The sequence below is a fragment of the Methylocystis iwaonis genome, assembly GCF_027925385.1.
Taxonomy (GTDB): domain Bacteria; phylum Pseudomonadota; class Alphaproteobacteria; order Rhizobiales; family Beijerinckiaceae; genus Methylocystis; species Methylocystis iwaonis.
In genome coordinates, this window is the sequence record NZ_AP027142.1 from 3156984 (window position 1) to 3173881 (window position 16898).

The following is a 16898-nucleotide window of genomic DNA, read 5'->3' on the forward strand; positions in this document are numbered from 1 at the left end:
TGGCGTCGTTGGCCCCGATACCTCCCCTTTACGGGGAGGTCGGCAGCCAAAGGCCGCCGGGTGGGCCCGTGCAGCAATGACAGCGGTTGGGTTTTACCCCACCCGACCTCGCTGACGCGGGGCCACCCTCCCCGTAAAGGTGGAGGGATGGGCTCACGCCCGGCGTTCGCCCGAATTGTCCTCTCACAGCGTCGCGGCGAATTTCTCCCAGCCCGCTGCGCGCAGCTTGCAGGAGGGGCACTCGCCGCAACCATAGCCCCATTCGAAGCGCTTGCCGCGCTCGCCGAGATAGCAGGTGTGCGATTCCTCCACGATGAGGTCGACGAGCCCCTCGCCGCCGAGGTCGTGCGCCATGCGCCAGGTCGCCGCCTTGTCGATCCACATCAACGGCGTATGAATTTCGACATCGGTCGCCATGCCGAGGGTCAACGCCCGGTTCACGGCGCGAATCGTATCGTAGCGGCAGTCCGGATAGCCGGAGTAATCGGTCTCGCACATGCCGCCGACGAGGTCGGCGATGGAGCGCCGATAGGCGAGCGCGGCCGCGAAAGTGAGGAAGATGATATTGCGGCCGGGAACGAAGGTGTTCGGCAGGCCGCCCTCCCCGAGCGCGATTTCGGCCTCCCGCGTCAGCGCGGTTTCCGAGATGGCGCCGAGCGCCTCGAGCGAGATCGTATGGTCCTCGTCGAGCCGCGAACGCCACAGCGGCGAGAGCGCAGCAAGGCCGTCTCTCAGAGCCGCGCGTTGCGCCAGCTCGATTCGGTGCCGCTGGCCGTAATCGAAGCCCACAGTCTCGACGCGGGAGAAATGCGCCAGCGCCCAGGCGAGGCAGGTGGTCGAGTCCTGTCCGCCGGAGAAAAGCACGAGCGCCGCGGAGTCCCCGGCGGGATTTGCGTCATGGGTCGTCATGAGACGAAGCTAGCGCGCTTTCCGCTCGCATGGAATTGGCGAACCCGCCGAAAGCCCCGATCGGCAACGCCCCCGGTCCGCGAACTCACGCCGCCGTGCGGCGGGCGGCGCTCTGAGCCGTCGGCGTCTCGAACTTCGGCAGCGCGTTCATCACGCGCTGGGGCGGGAAGATGACGATCGCCTCGGTGCCCTCGCGCACTTTGGATTTCAGCATGAATTGGCCGCCATGGAGCTCGACGAGCCCCTTGACGATCGGCAGGCCGAGGCCTGTGCCCTCGTCGGCGTTCTTCTGCGCGAGCGTGCCACGTCCGAAGGACGCCATGACGACGGCGATTTCCTCCTCGGGGATGCCGGGGCCTGTGTCCTTGATGGCGACATATTGGCCGCCGGCGCTGGTCCAGCCGACCTTCAGCGTCACCTGCCCGCCCTGCGGCGTGAATTTGATGGCGTTGGTGAGAAGGTTGAGAATGACCTGGCGCACGGCCCGTTCGTCCACCCAGATGCGCGGCATGTTGGGCTCCAGCGCCTCGACCAAATTGATGTCGCGCTTCTGGGCGCGGATCGTCAAAAGATGACGGCACTCCTGCGCGACATTGACGAGCGAGACGCTCTCCTCCTTCAATTCGTAGCGGCCCGCCTCGACGCGCGAGAGATCGAGGATTTCATTAATCAGCATCAGAAGATGCTGGCCGCTCGAATGAATATCCGAGGAATATTCCTTATAGGCAGGGTTGGAATGCGGGCCGAAAAGCTCGTTTTTCAGCACCTCGGAAAAGCCGAGGATCGCGTTGAGCGGCGTGCGCAGCTCGTGGCTCATGGTCGCGAGGAAGCGCGACTTCGCGAGATTGGCCTCTTCCGACCGGCGGCGCGCCTCGTCGGAATTCGCCTTGGCCTGCTCCAGCTCGGCGATGAGTTCGTTCTTCTCGGCGCGGAAGAACAGGCTTTCGGAGGCGAGCTGGTGGAAACGCCTGGCGAGCACATAGAAAAACACCTGGCTCGCCGCCACCATGGCGACGAGGGGGGCGATGGTTTGGGCGCCGCGCGCGGCGACGGCGATATAGGCGACGCTCGCCACAGAGGCCGGCAGAATGGCGGCGTAGACGGCCGCCGGAATGGTCGCCGTCACCATTGTGTTGAACGCCGAGGACATCAGCATCATGCAGATGACCAGCGTGCGCGCGTTGGGGTCGCCGACGCTCAGGAGGGTCGCCGCGACGCCGGCCCATACGAAGCCATGGATAAGCTCGGTCGCGACGAATTTGGTGCGCCACTCCTTGACCGTGATCTTGGAGTCCTCCCGGCCCAGCAAATTCTTGGCCGTGCCGTAGCAGAGGATGAGGCTCGAAAAGGCGAGAACGAGCCAGACGATGATCCGTTGGCTCGGGACCCAATACAGGGCCAGAAAGGACATCATCAGAATGAGCGCCACCGCCGATACGGCGGAATTGACGCGCGTCTCGGCATAGGCCCGCAGCAGCTCGAGATCGGCGCCGCGATATCCTGTGTCGGAGGTGGTCAGGCGCTCTCGCGCCTCGCGCACGCGCGCGCCGAGTCGACGCTTTTGCGTCGCAGTCTGAGGATCGAGCCCACGACCACGCTCGATCATTTCCGCAGTGACTTCACTCATTTTACACACGCAAGACGTTACTGCGTCGGAAGCCGACGAATGCGATAATTCCCGGTAAATATTAACAGCACCCTCACAACCAGCCACGCTTTCGACTAAATTCTGAATTGCAAGTAAAGAGAAAGGTCCAAAATGCTTCTTTACGATACGGCGCTCGCCCCCAACGCCAAGAGGGTTCGGATTTTCCTCGCGGAGAAGGGGATCTCCATCCCCACGCGCAGCGTCGATCTGCTCGCGCTCGAACAAAAAGGCGAGGATTTCAGGCGTATCAACCCGATGGGCGCCGTCCCGGCCCTGGTTCTCGACGACGGAGAAGTCCTCACCGAATCCGTCGCCATCTGCCGCTATATCGAATGGCTCCATCCTGAACCGCCGCTCTTCGGGCGCGACGCGCGCGAGCAGGCTTTCGTGGAGATGTGGCAAAGGCGCATGGAGTTTTCCCTCTTTCTGGCGGTGGCCATGATTTTCCGTCATACCCATCCGAAGCTCGCGGCGATGCAGCAGCCCCAGCTCCCGGACTACGCCGAGTCGCTGCGCCCACGCGCGATCTGGGCCATGCGCTTCCTCGACGGCGAGCTTTCGAAGCGCCCCTATGTCGCCGGAGACGCGTTCACCATCGCGGACATCACCGCCTTCGTCGCGATGGAGCTGACGACGCCTGCGGGACTCGCGGTCCCCGACGACCTGCCCCACCTCGCCCGCTGGCGGCGGGAAATCTCGGCGCGTCCGAGCGCGGCGGCCTGATGGCCTCAGGCGCGCGACAGCGGCTGGAGGCGCTTGCGACACGGATTCGCGCCTGCCGCCATTGCGCCGAGGCGCCGTCGCCGCTGCCGCACGCGCCGCGCCCGGTCCTGCGGGTTTCGCCCACGGCGCGCCTTCTCGTCGCAAGTCAGGCGCCCGGCAATCTGGTCAATCAGACCGGCATTCCCTTCAACGATCCGTCTGGCGAGCGGCTGCGCGATTGGATGGGGATCGACCGCGACACATTCTACGATGTGTCGCGCGTCGCCATCGTCCCCATGGGCTTCTGCTTTCCCGGCAATGACGCGACGGGCGGCGATCTGCCGCCGCGCCCGGAGTGCCGCAAGCTCTGGCACGATGCGCTGTTCGAGGCCATGCCGCAGATCGAAACCGTGCTCGCCATCGGCCGCTACGCGCAGACGTACCACTTCGCCCGTCTCGGCCATGCGCTGCCCAAATCAGCGGGCGTCTCTGAGACCGTCGCCGGCTGGCGCGCATTTCAGGGTGGAAAGCCGCTGATCTTCCCCTTGCCCCACCCCTCCTGGCGCAACACCGGCTGGCTCAAAAAGAATCCCTGGTTCGAGGCGGAGGTCCTGCCGGCGCTGCGCGCCGAGGTCGCGCGGCTCGTCGGCAAGCCGGGAAAAGCGCCATGAGCACTGTCGCTGTGGGAGAGGGCGCGCGCCGCGTCTCATTCGACAACAACCGGCCCTTGGCGCTGATCGCCGGACCCTGCGCACTGGAGAGCCGGGAGATGGCGCTCGAAGTCGCGAGCGAATTGGCGCTTCTGTCGGACCGGCTCGGGATCGGCGTCGTCTTCAAGGGCTCCTTCGACAAGGCCAATCGCACCAGCGGCGGCGCGCCGCGTGGTCCGGGTCTCGACGCCGCGCTGCCCATCCTCGCGGAAGTAAAGGAAAAATTCGGCCTTCCGGTCACCACCGACGTGCATGAAAGCTGGCAATGCGCCCGCGTCGCCGCGGTCGTCGATCTCCTGCAAATCCCCGCCTTCCTGTGCCGGCAGACCGATCTTATCGCCGCGGCGGCGCGGACCGGGCGACCGGTGAATATCAAGAAGGGCCAGTTTATTGCGCCCTGGGATATGGAATATCCCGCGCAAAAAGCCCGCGCCGCGGGCGCCGCCGGCGTTCTCCTCACCGAGCGCGGGACGAGCTTCGGCTATAATGCGCTCGTCGCCGACATGCGCGGCCTCCCCATCATGCAGGAGACCGGCGCGCCGGTGATTTTCGACGCCACGCATTCGGTCCAGCAGCCGGGCGGGCGCGGCGGCGCCTCGGGGGGAGAGCGGCGCTTCGTGGCCGCGCTGGCGCGGGCGGCGGTCGCCGTGGGCGTCGCGGGGCTATTCTTGGAAACCCATCCTGATCCAGACGCCGCCCTCTCCGACAGCGCCACGCAGCTCCCGCTGCGCGAGCTCGCGGCCTTGGTCGAGACGCTCATGGCGTTCGACCGCCTGGCCAAATCGTTCACGGGAAGTTCATGAGCCAGAGGCGAACATCGCCGCCGGCTCCAAAAATCCGCCTCGGGGAAGAACGTCTCCCCGGCGCGCCCGCCCGAAAGGAAATGCAGCATGGACAAGAAGACAGCCGGCCTTGTCGGCGCCATATCGGCGCTGACCCCCTTGGCGGCGAGCGCCGCCCCGGCGGTCAAGACGCTGGCGGAAGTGATGGCTCCGACCTCATACGCCGAACTTCTGCAGCCGATTCCCAATGCCGCCGAACTGCTGAAGCAAGCCGCAACCGCGGCGCCCGAGCCGGAGGCCAAGGTCGAGCAGGCTCAGTATTACTATCCGAACTACAACTATTACTATCAGCCGCGCCGGCGCTATTATCACCATCACCACCATCATCATAGCAATTATTGGGGCGGCTACGGCGGCTACGGCGGCTACGGCGGCGGCTATGGCGGTTGGGGGCGGCCCTATTACCATCACCATCACCATCACCACCACCATCATCATCACTGGGGCGAAGACTGAAGAACTCGCATCGGGCGCCTGTCACTCCCGGCGGGCTGAAAGCCCGACGGGAATCCAGAGCCACAAGAGCGCTGGTTTTGCTCTGAGCCCGTCATTGCGAGCGACGCGAAGCAATCCAGGGGCGGCGATGCGGCCCTGGATTGCTTCGTCGGCTCCGCCTCCTCGCAATGACGGCGGTGATTTCCTCTGTGTCCAAACTGCGCGAGCGGATGGCGCCGAACCAATCGAGCGGCGCCACGACGAGCGCGCCTTACCCTTCAGACAATTTCCGCGCCGCGCCATGCATGCGGCGATAGGTGCCGTCGAACACGGTGTCGGTCGTCGAAAGCCATTGCGAATCGGCGCCGAGCGTCTCGCGGCTTGCGTAGATGCGCCGCGACTGCAGCTCCCGCTCCGCCGCCTCATCCTCGCTCATCGCAACCAGCTCGACCTCGCACTCGGCCGGGACCATGGTGAATTGCGCCATGGGCGCGCCCGGCCGGAAAATATGCGTCTGCCCCTCCGGCGGCGCTTTGAAGACGATGAAATAGAGCATCGGCCACCATTCGCGGATCAGCGCCGGCACGGCGATCGGCGCCGTTCCGGTGGTGTCCGTATAGAAGCTCGGATGCGTTTCGACCTTGATCGCATGGCCCGGCTCGGGCTTGAGATCGAGCAGGATCTGATAGGTGTAAAAAGACTCGCCGAAGTTCCGGAACGGCGGCCAGCTCCGGCCGAGCGAGGGCGGCGGGCCGAAGTCGCCCGCCATCGCCAGCTTGCCGCCCCGAGTCGTGACGTGAAGCGCGTTGTCATAGGGGTAGAAGACCTCCACCCCATATTTCGCGGCCTCGGTGAAGGGCACGCAGTGCCAGGCGTATTCATGCGAGCCGTCGGTCCGGCGCTCCGGCTCGCCCGCCCAGCCCGGAATTTCGAGCCTGGTGCGGCGCGGGCGCAAATCCTCGCCGCTCATCCGATATTTGATCTTTTGCATCTCGCGCCTCCGAGCGGTCGAACGCGTTCAAGCGCTCTCAAAAAGCGGCAAATTCCGGGAAGTGCGCTAACCCCGCCCGCGATAGGGCGGCACGCCCTGATCCGGCAGCCAGAGCCCCTCCGGCGGCGCGCCGGTCTGCCAGAAGACGTCGATGGGAATGCCCCCGCGCGGATACCAATAGCCGCCGATCCGCAGCCATTTCGGCGTCATCGCCGCAACGAGATCGCGCGCGATGCGCAGCGTGCAATCCTCATGAAAGGCGCCGTGATTGCGGAAGCTTCCCAGATAGAGCTTTAAGGATTTCGACTCGACCAGCCACTCGCCCGGAACATAGTCGATCACGACATGGGCGAAGTCCGGCTGGCCGGTCACCGGGCAGAGCGAGGTGAACTCCGGCGCCGTGAAGCGCACGAGATAGGCCGCATCCTTGTGCGGATTGGGCACGAGGTCGAGCTCGGCCTCGTCCGGCGAAGCGGGCAGCGGCGCTTTCTCGCCGAGGAGAAGCGCGCCTTCATGAGTCTTGGTCATGGGGGTTAAAGATAACGGCCCGGCGCGTCCGTCAAGCGCGCCATCCGTCTTGCAGCGAAGCGACGCACTCCAGAGCCGCGACCACGCCCCTGGGTTGCTTCGTCGCTTCGCGCCTCGCAATGACGGACCCGCGATCAGGGATCGCGATCGTCGGCGCATTCCCCCGTGCGCAGCGTGATCGGATGCGCCGTCATCCAGCCCGAAAGAAAGCGATTGCCGTCGCCCTTGAGCGCCGCCTGCATCTCGGCGCGAATGATCTCCAGCCATTTCTGGCGCCGGTCCGGCGTGTTCATCTCGGCGGGCACGCCGAGATCGATGGCCTTGATGGCGAATTGGAACGGCATGGTGTGCCAGAAGGCGACCGCGCCGCCGCCCTGCATGGCGTCCACAGCCGACTCGGGCGTCTTTGCGAGCTTCTCCTGCTCGGCAAGCGGCACGGGGTCACTTTTGCCATTGGCGGGCGCGGCGATGACGACGCCATTGCGGTAAAACATATTCGTCACGGCGCCCTTGCGCTGGGCGGCGAGATTGCCGCCGACGACGAAAGTGGCGTTCGATTTCTCCACCGCGCATTTCGCCATGCGGTCGAAACAAGCCGCCACGCCGGACATATGGGCGGCGCAGCCGGTCTCGATCCATTTCGCCATTTTCTCGGGGCTGACGTCGAGGATATAGGCGACGTTGCCGCCATAGTCGCAGCGCTGCACCAGCGCCGCCGGCCAGCCCTGGAAATCCTCCGAGACAGGGGCGCAAGTTCCCGCGCGAACGGGAGATTTCTCGAAAATGGCCTTGACGGCGGCGACATGCTCCGCCGTCTGCGCCGCCGCGCCTTGCGCGCTAAAGAGCGCTACAGCCGCCGCGAAGGCGATTTTTCCTTTATCGAAAGCCATTCCCAATTCCTCCCAGCCTATTCTTTGCTTTTCAGGCGTTTCGAGGACGCCCTATATTTGCTAAAACGCACGGTAACGGCGGCCCCGCGCCAGTCAACCGGCTCGGGAGCCCAGCGCAAAAACCCCGAATACGTCACCTGCCGCGTGACAGCGGGGCGCTTAATGTACGCTTGCCGCGTTAATCCGCCCAGCTAGGCTTCCCCGCGCCGCTTAATGGGGCTAAAAGGCGGCGGCTCGCTTCGCGGCGCATCGAAAAGAGGCCCATATATGACCGAAATCATCGACATCCACGCCCGTGAAATTCTCGACTCGCGCGGGAATCCGACCGTAGAGGTCGATGTGACGCTGGAGGATGGGTCTTCGGGCCGCGCCGCCGTGCCGTCCGGCGCCTCCACCGGCGCCCATGAGGCCGTGGAGAAGCGCGACGGCGACAAGTCGCGCTACCTCGGCAAGGGCGTGCTGCAGGCGGTCGATAATGTGAATGACGAGATCGCCGGCGCGCTCCTGGGCCTCGAGGCCGAGGATCAGGTCGCCCTCGACCAGACGATGATCAAGCTCGACGGCACGCCGAACAAGAGCCGCCTCGGCGCCAACGCCATTCTCGGCGTCTCGCTCGCCGTCGCCAAGGCCGCCGCGGAAGCCACCGCTTTGCCGCTCTACCGCTATATCGGCGGCACGCAGGCGCGCGTCCTGCCGACGCCCATGATGAACATCGTCAATGGCGGCGTCCACGCCGACAACCCCATCGACTTCCAAGAATTCATGATCATGCCGACGGGCGCGGACAGCGTGCGCGACGGCATCCGCTGGGGCGCCGAGATTTTCCACACGCTGAAGAGCGCGCTGAAGAAGGCCGGCCTCAGCACTTCGGTCGGCGACGAAGGCGGCTTCGCGCCGAACCTTCCCTCCGCCGAAGCCGCGCTCGACTTCATCATGAAGGCGATCGAGGACGCGGGCTTCAAGCCGGGCGTCGACGTGCATCTCGCCTCCGACTGCGCGGCGACCGAGTTCTTCAAGGACGGCAAATATGTCTATGAAGGCGAGGGCGTGACCCGCACCATCGACGAGCAGGTCGCCTATCTCGCCAAGCTCGCCAGCGCCTATCCGATCGTCTCCATCGAGGACGGCATGGCAGAGGACGATTGGGAAGGCTGGAAGAAGCTGACCGACGCGCTCGGCAAGAAAGTGCAGATCGTCGGCGACGATCTGTTCGTGACCAACGTCACCCGCCTGTCGCAGGGCATCAAGAGCGGCACCGCCAACTCGATCCTGGTGAAGGTCAACCAGATCGGCTCGCTCACCGAGACGATCGCCGCCGTCGATATGGCGCATCGCGCCGGCTACACCAGCGTGATGTCGCATCGCTCCGGCGAGACCGAGGATTCGACGATCGCCGATCTCGCCGTCGCGCTGAACTGCGGCCAGATCAAGACCGGCTCGCTCGCCCGTTCGGACCGGATCGCCAAATACAACCAGCTCATCCGCATCGAGGAGGAGCTGGGCGAGGCGGCGATCTACGCCGGCAAGAGCGCGCTCAAGCAGCTCGCCTGATCGCGAGCCGCGATCTCGGGGCTCCCCTCCCTCCCCTTTACGGGGAGGGTGGCGAGCGCAGCGAGCCGGATGGGGCCCGGCCTTGCTGTCCGCATCGTCATTGCGAGCGAAGCGAAGCAATCCAGAGCCCGCGTGACGCCGCTGGATTGCTTCGGAGCTTCGCTCCTCGCAATGACGGAGGGCCCACGCTTACCCCACCCGACCCGGCTTCGCCGGGCCACCCTCCCCGTAAAGGGGAGGGATTTTTGTAACAAACGCCCGGCTTACCCGATGACCATGGAAAAAACCTTCGATCCCCGCTCCATAGAGAGCCGCATCCGCGCCACCTGGGAAGACGCGCAGGCGTTCCGCGCCGGACGCCCGGAACGCGCGGACGCCGCCCCCTATTCCATCGTCATTCCGCCGCCCAACGTCACCGGCAGCCTGCATATGGGCCATGCGCTCAACAATACGCTGCAGGACATTCTCGTGCGCTATCACCGCATGAAGGGCCTCGACGTCCTGTGGCAGCCGGGCACGGATCACGCGGGCATCGCCACGCAAATGGTGGTCGAGCGCCAGCTCATGGAGCGCCAGGAGCCCGGGCGCCGCGAGATGGGCCGCGATAAATTCCTCGAACGCGTCTGGGAATGGAAGGCGGAATCGGGCGGCAAGATCGTCGAGCAGTTGAAGCGCATCGGCGCCTCCTGCGACTGGTCGCGCGAGCGCTTCACGCTGGATGAGGGCCTCTCGCGCGCCGTCGCGAAGGTCTTCGTGCAGCTCTATCGCGATGGGCTGCTTTACAAGGACAAGCGCCTCGTCAATTGGGACCCGGTCCTGCACACGGCGATCTCTGACCTCGAAGTGCTGCAGCAGGAAGTGAAGGGCCATCTCTGGCGCTTCAAATATCCGGTCGTCGACGACGCCGGCAAAGAGACCGGCGACTATATCGTCGTCGCGACGACGCGTCCTGAGACCATGCTCGGCGACACGGCGGTGGCCGTGCATCCGGAAGACGAACGCTACAAGGCGCTCGTCGGCAAGAGGCTGCGCCTTCCGCTCGTCGGCCGATTCATTCCCGTCGTCGCGGATGAATATTCGGACCCCGAAAAGGGCACGGGCGCGGTGAAGATCACCCCGGCGCATGACTTCAACGACTTCGAGGTCGGCAAGCGGCATGGGCTGCGGCTCATCAATGTGCTCGACGCGCAGGCGCGCATGACGCTCGCCGCCAATGCCGAATTCCACGAAGGCGTCGACTCCTCCGAAGAGCTTGTCGCGACGGTCGCAGCGCTCGACGGCCATGATCGTTTCGACGCGCGCAAGCGTGTCGTCGAGATGATGGAGGAGCGCGGCCTTCTCGACGGCATCGACGACCACAAGCATATGGTCCCGCATGGCGACCGCTCCAACGCCGTGCTGGAGCCGCGCCTCACCGACCAATGGTATGTCGACGCGAAGACGCTCGCGCAGCCGGCGCTCGCCGCCGTGCGCGACGGCCGCACGAGTTTCGTGCCGAAGAACTGGGAAAAGACCTATTTTGATTGGCTCGAAAACATCCAGCCCTGGTGCGTGTCGCGCCAGCTCTGGTGGGGCCATCGCATTCCCGCCTGGTATGACGCCGACGGCAATGTCTATGTCGAGGAGAGCGAGGAAGCCGCCCATGCCGCCGCCCGCGCACGCACCGGCGAGAATGTGACGCTGACGCGCGACGAGGACGTACTCGACACCTGGTTCTCCTCCGCGCTCTGGCCCTTCTCGACGCTCGGCTGGCCAGACGAGACGCCGGAGCTTGCCCGCTTCTATCCGACGAATGTGCTGGTCACGGGCTTCGACATCATCTTCTTCTGGGTCGCCCGCATGATGATGATGGGCCTGCACTTCAAAAAGGAGATTCCCTTCCACGACGTCTACATCCACGCCCTCGTTCGTGACGAGAAGGGCGCGAAGATGTCGAAGTCGAAGGGCAATGTCATCGATCCGCTGCAGCTCATCGACGAATATGGCGCCGACGCTTTGCGCTTCACGCTCGCCGCCATGGCGGCGCAGGGCCGCGACATCAAGCTCTCGACGCAGCGCGTCGAAGGCTATCGCAATTTTGCGACGAAGCTCTGGAACGCCTCGCGCTTCGCCGAGATGAACGGCTGCGCGCGCGTTGCGGCCTATGATCCGCGCGCCAATAAGGTGACGCTCAACCGCTGGATCGTCACTGAAGCGGCGCGCACGGTTCGCGACGTTTCCGCCGCGATTGACGCCTATCGCTTCAACGACGCGGCGGGCGCGGCCTATCGCTTCGTCTGGAACGTCTTCTGCGACTGGTATGTGGAGCTGACGAAGCCGCTCCTCACCGGCCCCGACGGCGCCGAAAAGGACGAAACGCGAGCGACCACCGCCTTCGTGCTCGACCAGATTTACGCGCTGTTGCATCCCTTCATGCCCTTCATCACCGAGGAGCTATGGGCGATCAAGGGCGCGGATGGCCCGGCGCGAGACAGCCTGCTCGTTCTCGCGCATTGGCCGTCGCTCGAAGGCCTGGATGACGCCGAGGCCGAGAGCGAGATTGGCTGGGTGGTCGACCTCATCTCGGAAATCCGCTCGCTGCGCGCCGAGATGAATTTGAACGTCGAAACCGAGCTTCTGCTGATCGGCGCCGACGCCGGCCTTCAGACGCGCGCGACGCGCTGGGAGGAGACAATCCGCAAGCTCGCGCGCCAGTCGAAGATCGGCTTCGCCGAGGCCGCGCCGAAATCGTCGGCGCAGATCATCGTGCGCGGGGGCGTCGTCGCCATCCCGCTCGAAGGCGTGATCGACCTCGGCGCCGAGAAGGCGCGTCTCGCCAAGGAAATCGGCAAGCTCGAAGGCGAGGTGAAGAAGGTCGACGCCAAGCTCGCCAATCCGGGCTTCCTCGCCAAGGCGGACGAAGATGTCATCGAGGAGCACAAGGAGCGCCGCGACGAGGCGCAGGCGCGCATCGAGAAGCTGACGGCGGCGATGGGGCGGCTGGGTTAAGGACCCCCTCCCCAACCCTCCCCCGCTTCGCGCAGGGCTGTCCGGGGAAATCATAGGGCCGCGAGCTGGAGCTGCAGACTAGAGAAGTCTCGGCCGGGCTTGGGCCTGATTGGCGGCTTGTCGATAAGCGCGATCGGCCGGCGGTCGAAGAGGAAGCGGCCGACGAGCTCGGCGAAACGCAGTGCCGCCATGTCGATCTTGTGGACGCAGGCGGCGATGCGCAGCAGGGTGAAGGCGATCATCGCGGCGAAGAGCTGCAGGCGCACGGCGTTTTCGGCCTCGCCGATGAAGCTCTTGATGTTGAGATGCTGCTTGATCCAACGGAACAGCAGCTCGATTGCCCAGCGGCCCTTGTAGAGCGCGGCGATTTCCGCGGCCGGGCGGCGCATGTCGTTGACGATGAGGACGATGCGGCCTTTGGCCTCGTCTCTTTCCACGGTGATGCGCCGCAGCGGCATGGGCAGCTTGGAATCGCCTTTGCTGGCCAGCGCCACCTCCTCGTCGGCGATCACGGCGAAGCCGTCGCCCCGCGCGCTTTCGGGGTCGAGCGGGCGGGCGGCGATCGCCCGGAAGCGGGCGTTCGCCTTCGGCCGGGTGACGAAGAAAGCGCCTTGCGCGGCGATCTCGGTCCACCAGCGATAGTCGCAATAGCCTTTGTCGAAGACATAAGCGGCGCCCGGCTCGATATCGGTTTTCTTGCCGATCTCTATGTCGTTCACATTGGCGGGCGTGACTTCCGCGCGAAGGGGCCGATTGGCGCGCGGGTCATGGACCACGTGCATTTTGAGGCCGTGAGTGCGGCCGTTGGAGCGGGCGTAATCGAGGAATTTGCTCAAAGGGATGGGCGTCGAATCGATGAGGCGGATCATGTCCGCGCCCTCCCGGCGCGTATGACGGTCGAGCGCGCCGGAGAGCATGGCGAAGAGATCGGCGAAGACGGCGACGGGCCGGCGGGCGTTGGCGTCGGAAAGGGTCGTGCGCGCGAGCCGCCGCGTCCCGAGGTGATAATGCGCGCGCGCGTCGGCGTTGAAGGCGGGAACGAGGGCGCGCAGGCTGGAGACCCCGGCAAGCTGGGCGTAGATGAGCGCGACGAGGTGATCCCAGCTCTTGAAGGATTTGTCGTAGGCGTCGCCGCCATGCCGCTCGACGATCTGCTTGAAGGCGCGCCGATCGACCGGCTTGAGCAGTTGGGCGAATACAGTAGAGTGCACGGGCATGTCCGGTCCTTTTTTCCAGTCTCGACAACCGGAAAATACCCGACAACCGTCGGGAAAACCGGGCATGCGCCCGCGACCTTTCGACTCATTCCCCGGACAGCCCTGCGCTTCGCGGGAGAGGGAGTAGATTGTCGCCTTCATCGACCGCGCCGATCGTGAGCCACGTCTCCCTCCCCCTTGCGGGGAGGGGTTAGGGGTGGGGGTCGACAATCTTCGTCGCCATCTCGGCTACCCCCACCCTGCCCTCCCCGCAAGGGGGAGGGATGGATCGTCGCCTTCATCAAACGCCACAACCGTCCTTGCGAGCGCGGCGAAGCAATCGAGGCCCGCAATGACGGAAGACGCCGAGGAAAGTCGGCGCTAAAATGCGCCCATGACACTCACGCACAAGCCCGTCGGCCCCGGCTCTCACGTCTTCCTCGTCGACGGCTCCTCCTTCGTCTTTCGCGCTTATTTCCAGTCGATCCGGCAGGACGCGAAATACAACTATCGCTCCGACCGGCTGCCGACCGGCGCCGTGCGGCTCTTCTGCACCAAGCTCCTGCAATTCGTGCGCGAAGGCGCGGCGGGCGCGACGCCCACCCATCTCGCCATCATTTTCGACAAGAGCGAGAACAGCTTCCGCAAGGAAATCTATCCCGAATACAAGGCGCATCGCAGCGAGCCGCCGGAAGACCTCGTCCCGCAATTTCCCCTGATGCGGGCGGCTGTGCGCGCCTTCGGCCTCACGCCGATCGAGCAGGACATCTACGAGGCCGACGACCTCATCGCCACTTACGCCGCACAGGCCCGTGAGAAGGGCGCGGATGTGCTCATCGTCTCCGCCGACAAAGACCTCATGCAGCTCATCGGGCCGGGCGTGACCATGTACGACCCGGCCTCGGGAACGGCCGGCGCCAAAGGCTCGCGCGAAGAACGGCTCATCAATGAGGCGGAGGTCGTCGACTATTTCGGCGTCACGCCGGACAAAGTTGTCGACGTGCAGGCGCTCGCCGGCGATTCGACGGATAATGTGCCGGGCGCCAAAGGCATCGGCATCAAGACCGCCGCCCAGCTCATAAATGAATATGGCGATCTCGACTCGCTGCTGGAAAAGGCGCCCGGCATCAAGCAGCCCAAGCGCCGCGAGGCGCTGACGGACCCGCAAGCGGTCGCGCTCATTCGCCTCTCCAAAAAGCTCGTCGAGCTCGTGCGCGACGCGCCGGTGGAAACCAAGCTCGACGATCTCGGCCTGCATCAACCCGATCCGAATAAGCTCGTCGCCTTCCTGCAGGCGATGGAGTTCACGACGATCACACGGCGCGTCGGCGATCTCTATGGCGTCGATATTCACGACATCGAACCCGATCCGCATTATGTCGGCGCGGCAGGCTGGCGCGCCCGCAATGGCGAGGTCGATCACGCCGCGGCGCCGGCGGGGCCAAAGCCGAAGGAGCCGCGTGCGCCTGCCGCCGACAAGGCGACGGAAGGCTTCTCGCCCGCGACGCTCGCCGGCGCCCGCAAAGCGGCGGCGCTCGCCGAGAAGATCGACCGCTCGACCTATGAGACCGTCATGTCCGTCGAGCGGCTCGAAGAATGGGTCGCCGACGCTTTCGAGGCGGGGATCGTCGCGCTCGACACGGAGACCACATCGCTCGATCCGCTGAGCTGCGATCTTGTCGGTGTGTCGCTCGCGCTCGGGCCGGGCCGCGCCTGCTATATTCCGCTTCAGCATCGCGAAGGCGGAAATGGCGATCTCTTTGGCGGCGCCGATCTCGTCGCCGGTCAGATACCGCTCGAAACCGCGATCGAAAAACTCAAGCCGCTCTTTGAGGACGACGCCGTCCTCAAGGTCGCGCAGAACATGAAATATGATCTGCTCGTGCTCTCGCGCTACGGCATCGAAGTCGCGCCGATGGACGACACGATGCTGATCTCCTATGCGCTGGATACAGGCCGCAACAATCACGGGCTCGACGAGCTTGCGCAAAAACATCTCGGACACGAGAACATCACTTTCGCGCAAGTGGCGGGCTCGGGCCGTACTTTCATCGGCTTCGCGCGCGTTCCGCTCGATAAAGCGACGGAATATGCAGCCGAGGACGCCGACGTGTCGCTGCGCCTGTGGCGCGCGCTGAAACCGCGCCTCGCCGCCGAAGGAAAGACCGCCGTCTATGAGACGCTGGAGCGCCCCATGGTGACGACGCTGGCGCATATGGAGCGGCGTGGAATCACCATCGACCGACACATGCTCTCGCGCCTCTCGGGCGAGTTTGCGCAGGACATGGCGCGGCTGGAGGCGGATATTTTCGATCTCGCCGGCGCGAGCTTCAATCTCGGCTCGCCCAAGCAGTTGGGCGACATTCTCTTCGGCAAGATGGGCCTGCCCGGCGCCAAAAAGACTGCGACCGGCGCCTGGTCGACCTCCGCCAGCGTGCTCGAGGATCTCGCGGCGGAAGGCAATGAATTCTGCCGCCGCATTCTCGACTGGCGCCAGCTTTCGAAGCTCAAAAGCACTTACGCCGACGCGCTGCCCGGCTTCGTGAACAAGGAAACCGGCCGCGTCCATACCTGCTATTCGCTCGCCGCGACGACGACGGGTCGGCTTTCGTCGTCCGAGCCCAATCTGCAGAACATTCCCGTGCGCAACGAGGCCGGCCGCAAGATCCGCAAGGCCTTCGTCGCTCCGCCGGGGCGTGTGCTGATCTCGGCGGATTACTCGCAGATCGAGCTGAGGCTGCTCGCGCATATCGCCGATATTCCGCAATTGAAGAAGGCTTTCGCCGACGGCGTCGACATTCACGCCATGACGGCCTCGGAAATGTTTGGCGTGCCGGTGAAGGATATGCCGCCGGAAGTGCGCCGGCGCGCCAAGGCGATCAACTTCGGCATCATCTACGGCATTTCCGCCTTTGGCCTCGCCAATCAGCTCTCCATTCCGCGCGAGGAGGCGGGGGCCTATATCAAGCGCTATTTCGAGCGCTTTCCCGGCATCCGGGACTATATGGACGCGACCAAGAAAACCGTGCGCGAGAAGATGTGCGTGACGACGATTTTCGGCCGCGCGCTGCATTTCCCGCGCATCGCCTCGGCCAATGCGTCCGACCGCGCCTTTTACGAGCGCGCCGCGATCAACGCGCCGATACAGGGCGCTGCCGCCGACATCATCCGCCGCGCCATGGTGCGCATGGACGCCGCGTTGGTCGAAGCGGATTTGTCGGCGCAGATGCTCTTGCAAGTGCACGACGAGCTCGTCTTCGAGGCGCCGGAAGCGGAAGCCGAGGCGACAATCGCCCTCGCCCGCCGCGTGATGGAAGACGCGCCCCTCCCCGCCGTGCAGCTCACAGTGCCGCTACAGGTCGACGCCCGCGCGGCCAAGAACTGGGACGAAGCGCATTAGTATATCCCAGGAAAAAAGCAATTTTTTGGCATGCTTTTTGTTATTCTCAACGCTTCCGCCCGACCGGCAAGCGCGCGAGCGCGCCTGCTCTTGATTTAACCGCGCGAT

General features: G+C 64.9%; 13 protein-coding genes. 7 read left to right on the top strand and 6 right to left on the bottom strand.

The window, feature by feature from the left end:
* Positions 1-183: 183 nt before the first annotated feature.
* Together queC and QMG84_RS15150 are read right to left on the bottom strand one after the other, a co-directional pair.
* Positions 184-909, bottom strand: coding sequence for a 7-cyano-7-deazaguanine synthase QueC (queC, locus tag QMG84_RS15145; protein WP_281928908.1), 726 nt, complete (start codon positions 907-909; stop codon positions 184-186).
* An 85-nt stretch (positions 910-994) separates the two neighbouring features.
* Entirely contained in the window at positions 995-2536 is a 1542-nt protein-coding gene (locus QMG84_RS15150) for a sensor histidine kinase (RefSeq protein WP_281928909.1), read from the bottom strand.
* Between the two features lie 132 nt (positions 2537-2668).
* Between QMG84_RS15150 and QMG84_RS15155 the strand changes: the two genes are divergently transcribed.
* The 4 genes from QMG84_RS15155 to QMG84_RS15170 all read left to right on the top strand — a co-directional run bounded on the left by QMG84_RS15155 (position 2669) and on the right by QMG84_RS15170 (position 5267).
* Complete coding sequence (locus QMG84_RS15155; RefSeq protein WP_281928910.1) at positions 2669-3280, top strand: glutathione S-transferase family protein; 612 nt, start codon at positions 2669-2671, stop codon at positions 3278-3280.
* A complete protein-coding gene (locus QMG84_RS15160; protein WP_281928911.1) occupies positions 3280-3930 on the top strand; it encodes a uracil-DNA glycosylase family protein in 651 nt (216 codons plus the stop codon). The genes QMG84_RS15155 and QMG84_RS15160 overlap by 1 nt, the downstream gene beginning before the upstream one ends.
* Positions 3927-4772, top strand: coding sequence for a 3-deoxy-8-phosphooctulonate synthase (gene kdsA, locus QMG84_RS15165; RefSeq protein ID WP_281928912.1), 846 nt, complete (start codon positions 3927-3929; stop codon positions 4770-4772). The genes QMG84_RS15160 and kdsA overlap by 4 nt, the downstream gene beginning before the upstream one ends.
* An 87-nt stretch (positions 4773-4859) precedes the next feature.
* Entirely contained in the window at positions 4860-5267 is a 408-nt protein-coding gene (locus QMG84_RS15170) for a hypothetical protein (RefSeq protein WP_281928914.1), read from the top strand.
* Between the two features lie 250 nt (positions 5268-5517).
* On the opposite strand, the gene QMG84_RS15175 is transcribed toward QMG84_RS15170, so the two are convergent.
* The 3 genes from QMG84_RS15175 to QMG84_RS15185 form a co-directional block, all read right to left on the bottom strand.
* Complete coding sequence (locus QMG84_RS15175; protein WP_281928915.1) at positions 5518-6237, bottom strand: hypothetical protein; 720 nt, start codon at positions 6235-6237, stop codon at positions 5518-5520.
* A gap of 66 nt (positions 6238-6303) precedes the next feature.
* Positions 6304-6765 (bottom strand): preQ(1) synthase, encoded by a 462-nt coding sequence (gene queF / locus QMG84_RS15180; protein WP_202072129.1) that lies wholly within the window; start codon positions 6763-6765, stop codon positions 6304-6306.
* A 134-nt stretch (positions 6766-6899) separates the two neighbouring features.
* Positions 6900-7655: a hypothetical protein gene (locus QMG84_RS15185; RefSeq protein ID WP_281928917.1), complete on the bottom strand. Its 756-nt coding sequence runs from the start codon at positions 7653-7655 to the stop codon at positions 6900-6902.
* A gap of 267 nt (positions 7656-7922) precedes the next feature.
* On the opposite strand from QMG84_RS15185, the gene eno reads away from it, so the two are divergent.
* Positions 7923-9206, top strand: coding sequence for a phosphopyruvate hydratase (gene eno, locus QMG84_RS15190; protein WP_202072127.1), 1284 nt, complete (start codon positions 7923-7925; stop codon positions 9204-9206).
* Positions 9207-9482: 276 nt separating this feature from the next.
* The gene (locus tag QMG84_RS15195; protein ID WP_281932032.1) at positions 9483-12194 is read left to right on the top strand and encodes a valine--tRNA ligase; all 2712 of its coding nucleotides are present in this window, start codon (positions 9483-9485) and stop codon (positions 12192-12194) included.
* Between the two features lie 50 nt (positions 12195-12244).
* Here QMG84_RS15195 and QMG84_RS15200 read toward each other — a convergent pair whose 3' ends face one another.
* On the bottom strand, positions 12245-13411 hold the full coding sequence (locus QMG84_RS15200; RefSeq protein WP_281927877.1) for an IS4 family transposase: 1167 nt from the start codon (positions 13409-13411) through the stop codon (positions 12245-12247).
* Between the two features lie 373 nt (positions 13412-13784).
* Between QMG84_RS15200 and polA the strand changes: the two genes are divergently transcribed.
* On the top strand, positions 13785-16790 hold the full coding sequence (gene polA / locus QMG84_RS15205) for a DNA polymerase I (protein ID WP_281928920.1): 3006 nt from the start codon (positions 13785-13787) through the stop codon (positions 16788-16790).
* Positions 16791-16898: the final 108 nt, after the last annotated feature.

Bases quoted from the DNA above. Each gene is read 5' to 3' on its own strand.
- queC (WP_281928908.1), bottom strand. From the start codon at position 909: ATGACGACCCATGACGCAAATCCCGCCGGGGACTCCGCGGCGCTCGTG.
- QMG84_RS15155 (WP_281928910.1), top strand. From the start codon at position 2,669: ATGCTTCTTTACGATACGGCGCTCGCCCCCAACGCCAAGAGGGTTCGG.
- QMG84_RS15195 (WP_281932032.1), top strand. From the start codon at position 9,483: ATGGAAAAAACCTTCGATCCCCGCTCCATAGAGAGCCGCATCCGCGCC.
- polA (WP_281928920.1), top strand. From the start codon at position 13,785: ATGACACTCACGCACAAGCCCGTCGGCCCCGGCTCTCACGTCTTCCTC.
- QMG84_RS15150 (WP_281928909.1), bottom strand. From the start codon at position 2,536: ATGAGTGAAGTCACTGCGGAAATGATCGAGCGTGGTCGTGGGCTCGAT.
- QMG84_RS15170 (WP_281928914.1), top strand. From the start codon at position 4,860: ATGGACAAGAAGACAGCCGGCCTTGTCGGCGCCATATCGGCGCTGACC.
- QMG84_RS15160 (WP_281928911.1), top strand. From the start codon at position 3,280: ATGGCCTCAGGCGCGCGACAGCGGCTGGAGGCGCTTGCGACACGGATT.
- QMG84_RS15175 (WP_281928915.1), bottom strand. From the start codon at position 6,237: ATGCAAAAGATCAAATATCGGATGAGCGGCGAGGATTTGCGCCCGCGC.
- queF (WP_202072129.1), bottom strand. From the start codon at position 6,765: ATGACCAAGACTCATGAAGGCGCGCTTCTCCTCGGCGAGAAAGCGCCG.
- QMG84_RS15185 (WP_281928917.1), bottom strand. From the start codon at position 7,655: ATGGCTTTCGATAAAGGAAAAATCGCCTTCGCGGCGGCTGTAGCGCTC.
- kdsA (WP_281928912.1), top strand. From the start codon at position 3,927: ATGAGCACTGTCGCTGTGGGAGAGGGCGCGCGCCGCGTCTCATTCGAC.
- eno (WP_202072127.1), top strand. From the start codon at position 7,923: ATGACCGAAATCATCGACATCCACGCCCGTGAAATTCTCGACTCGCGC.
- QMG84_RS15200 (WP_281927877.1), bottom strand. From the start codon at position 13,411: ATGCCCGTGCACTCTACTGTATTCGCCCAACTGCTCAAGCCGGTCGAT.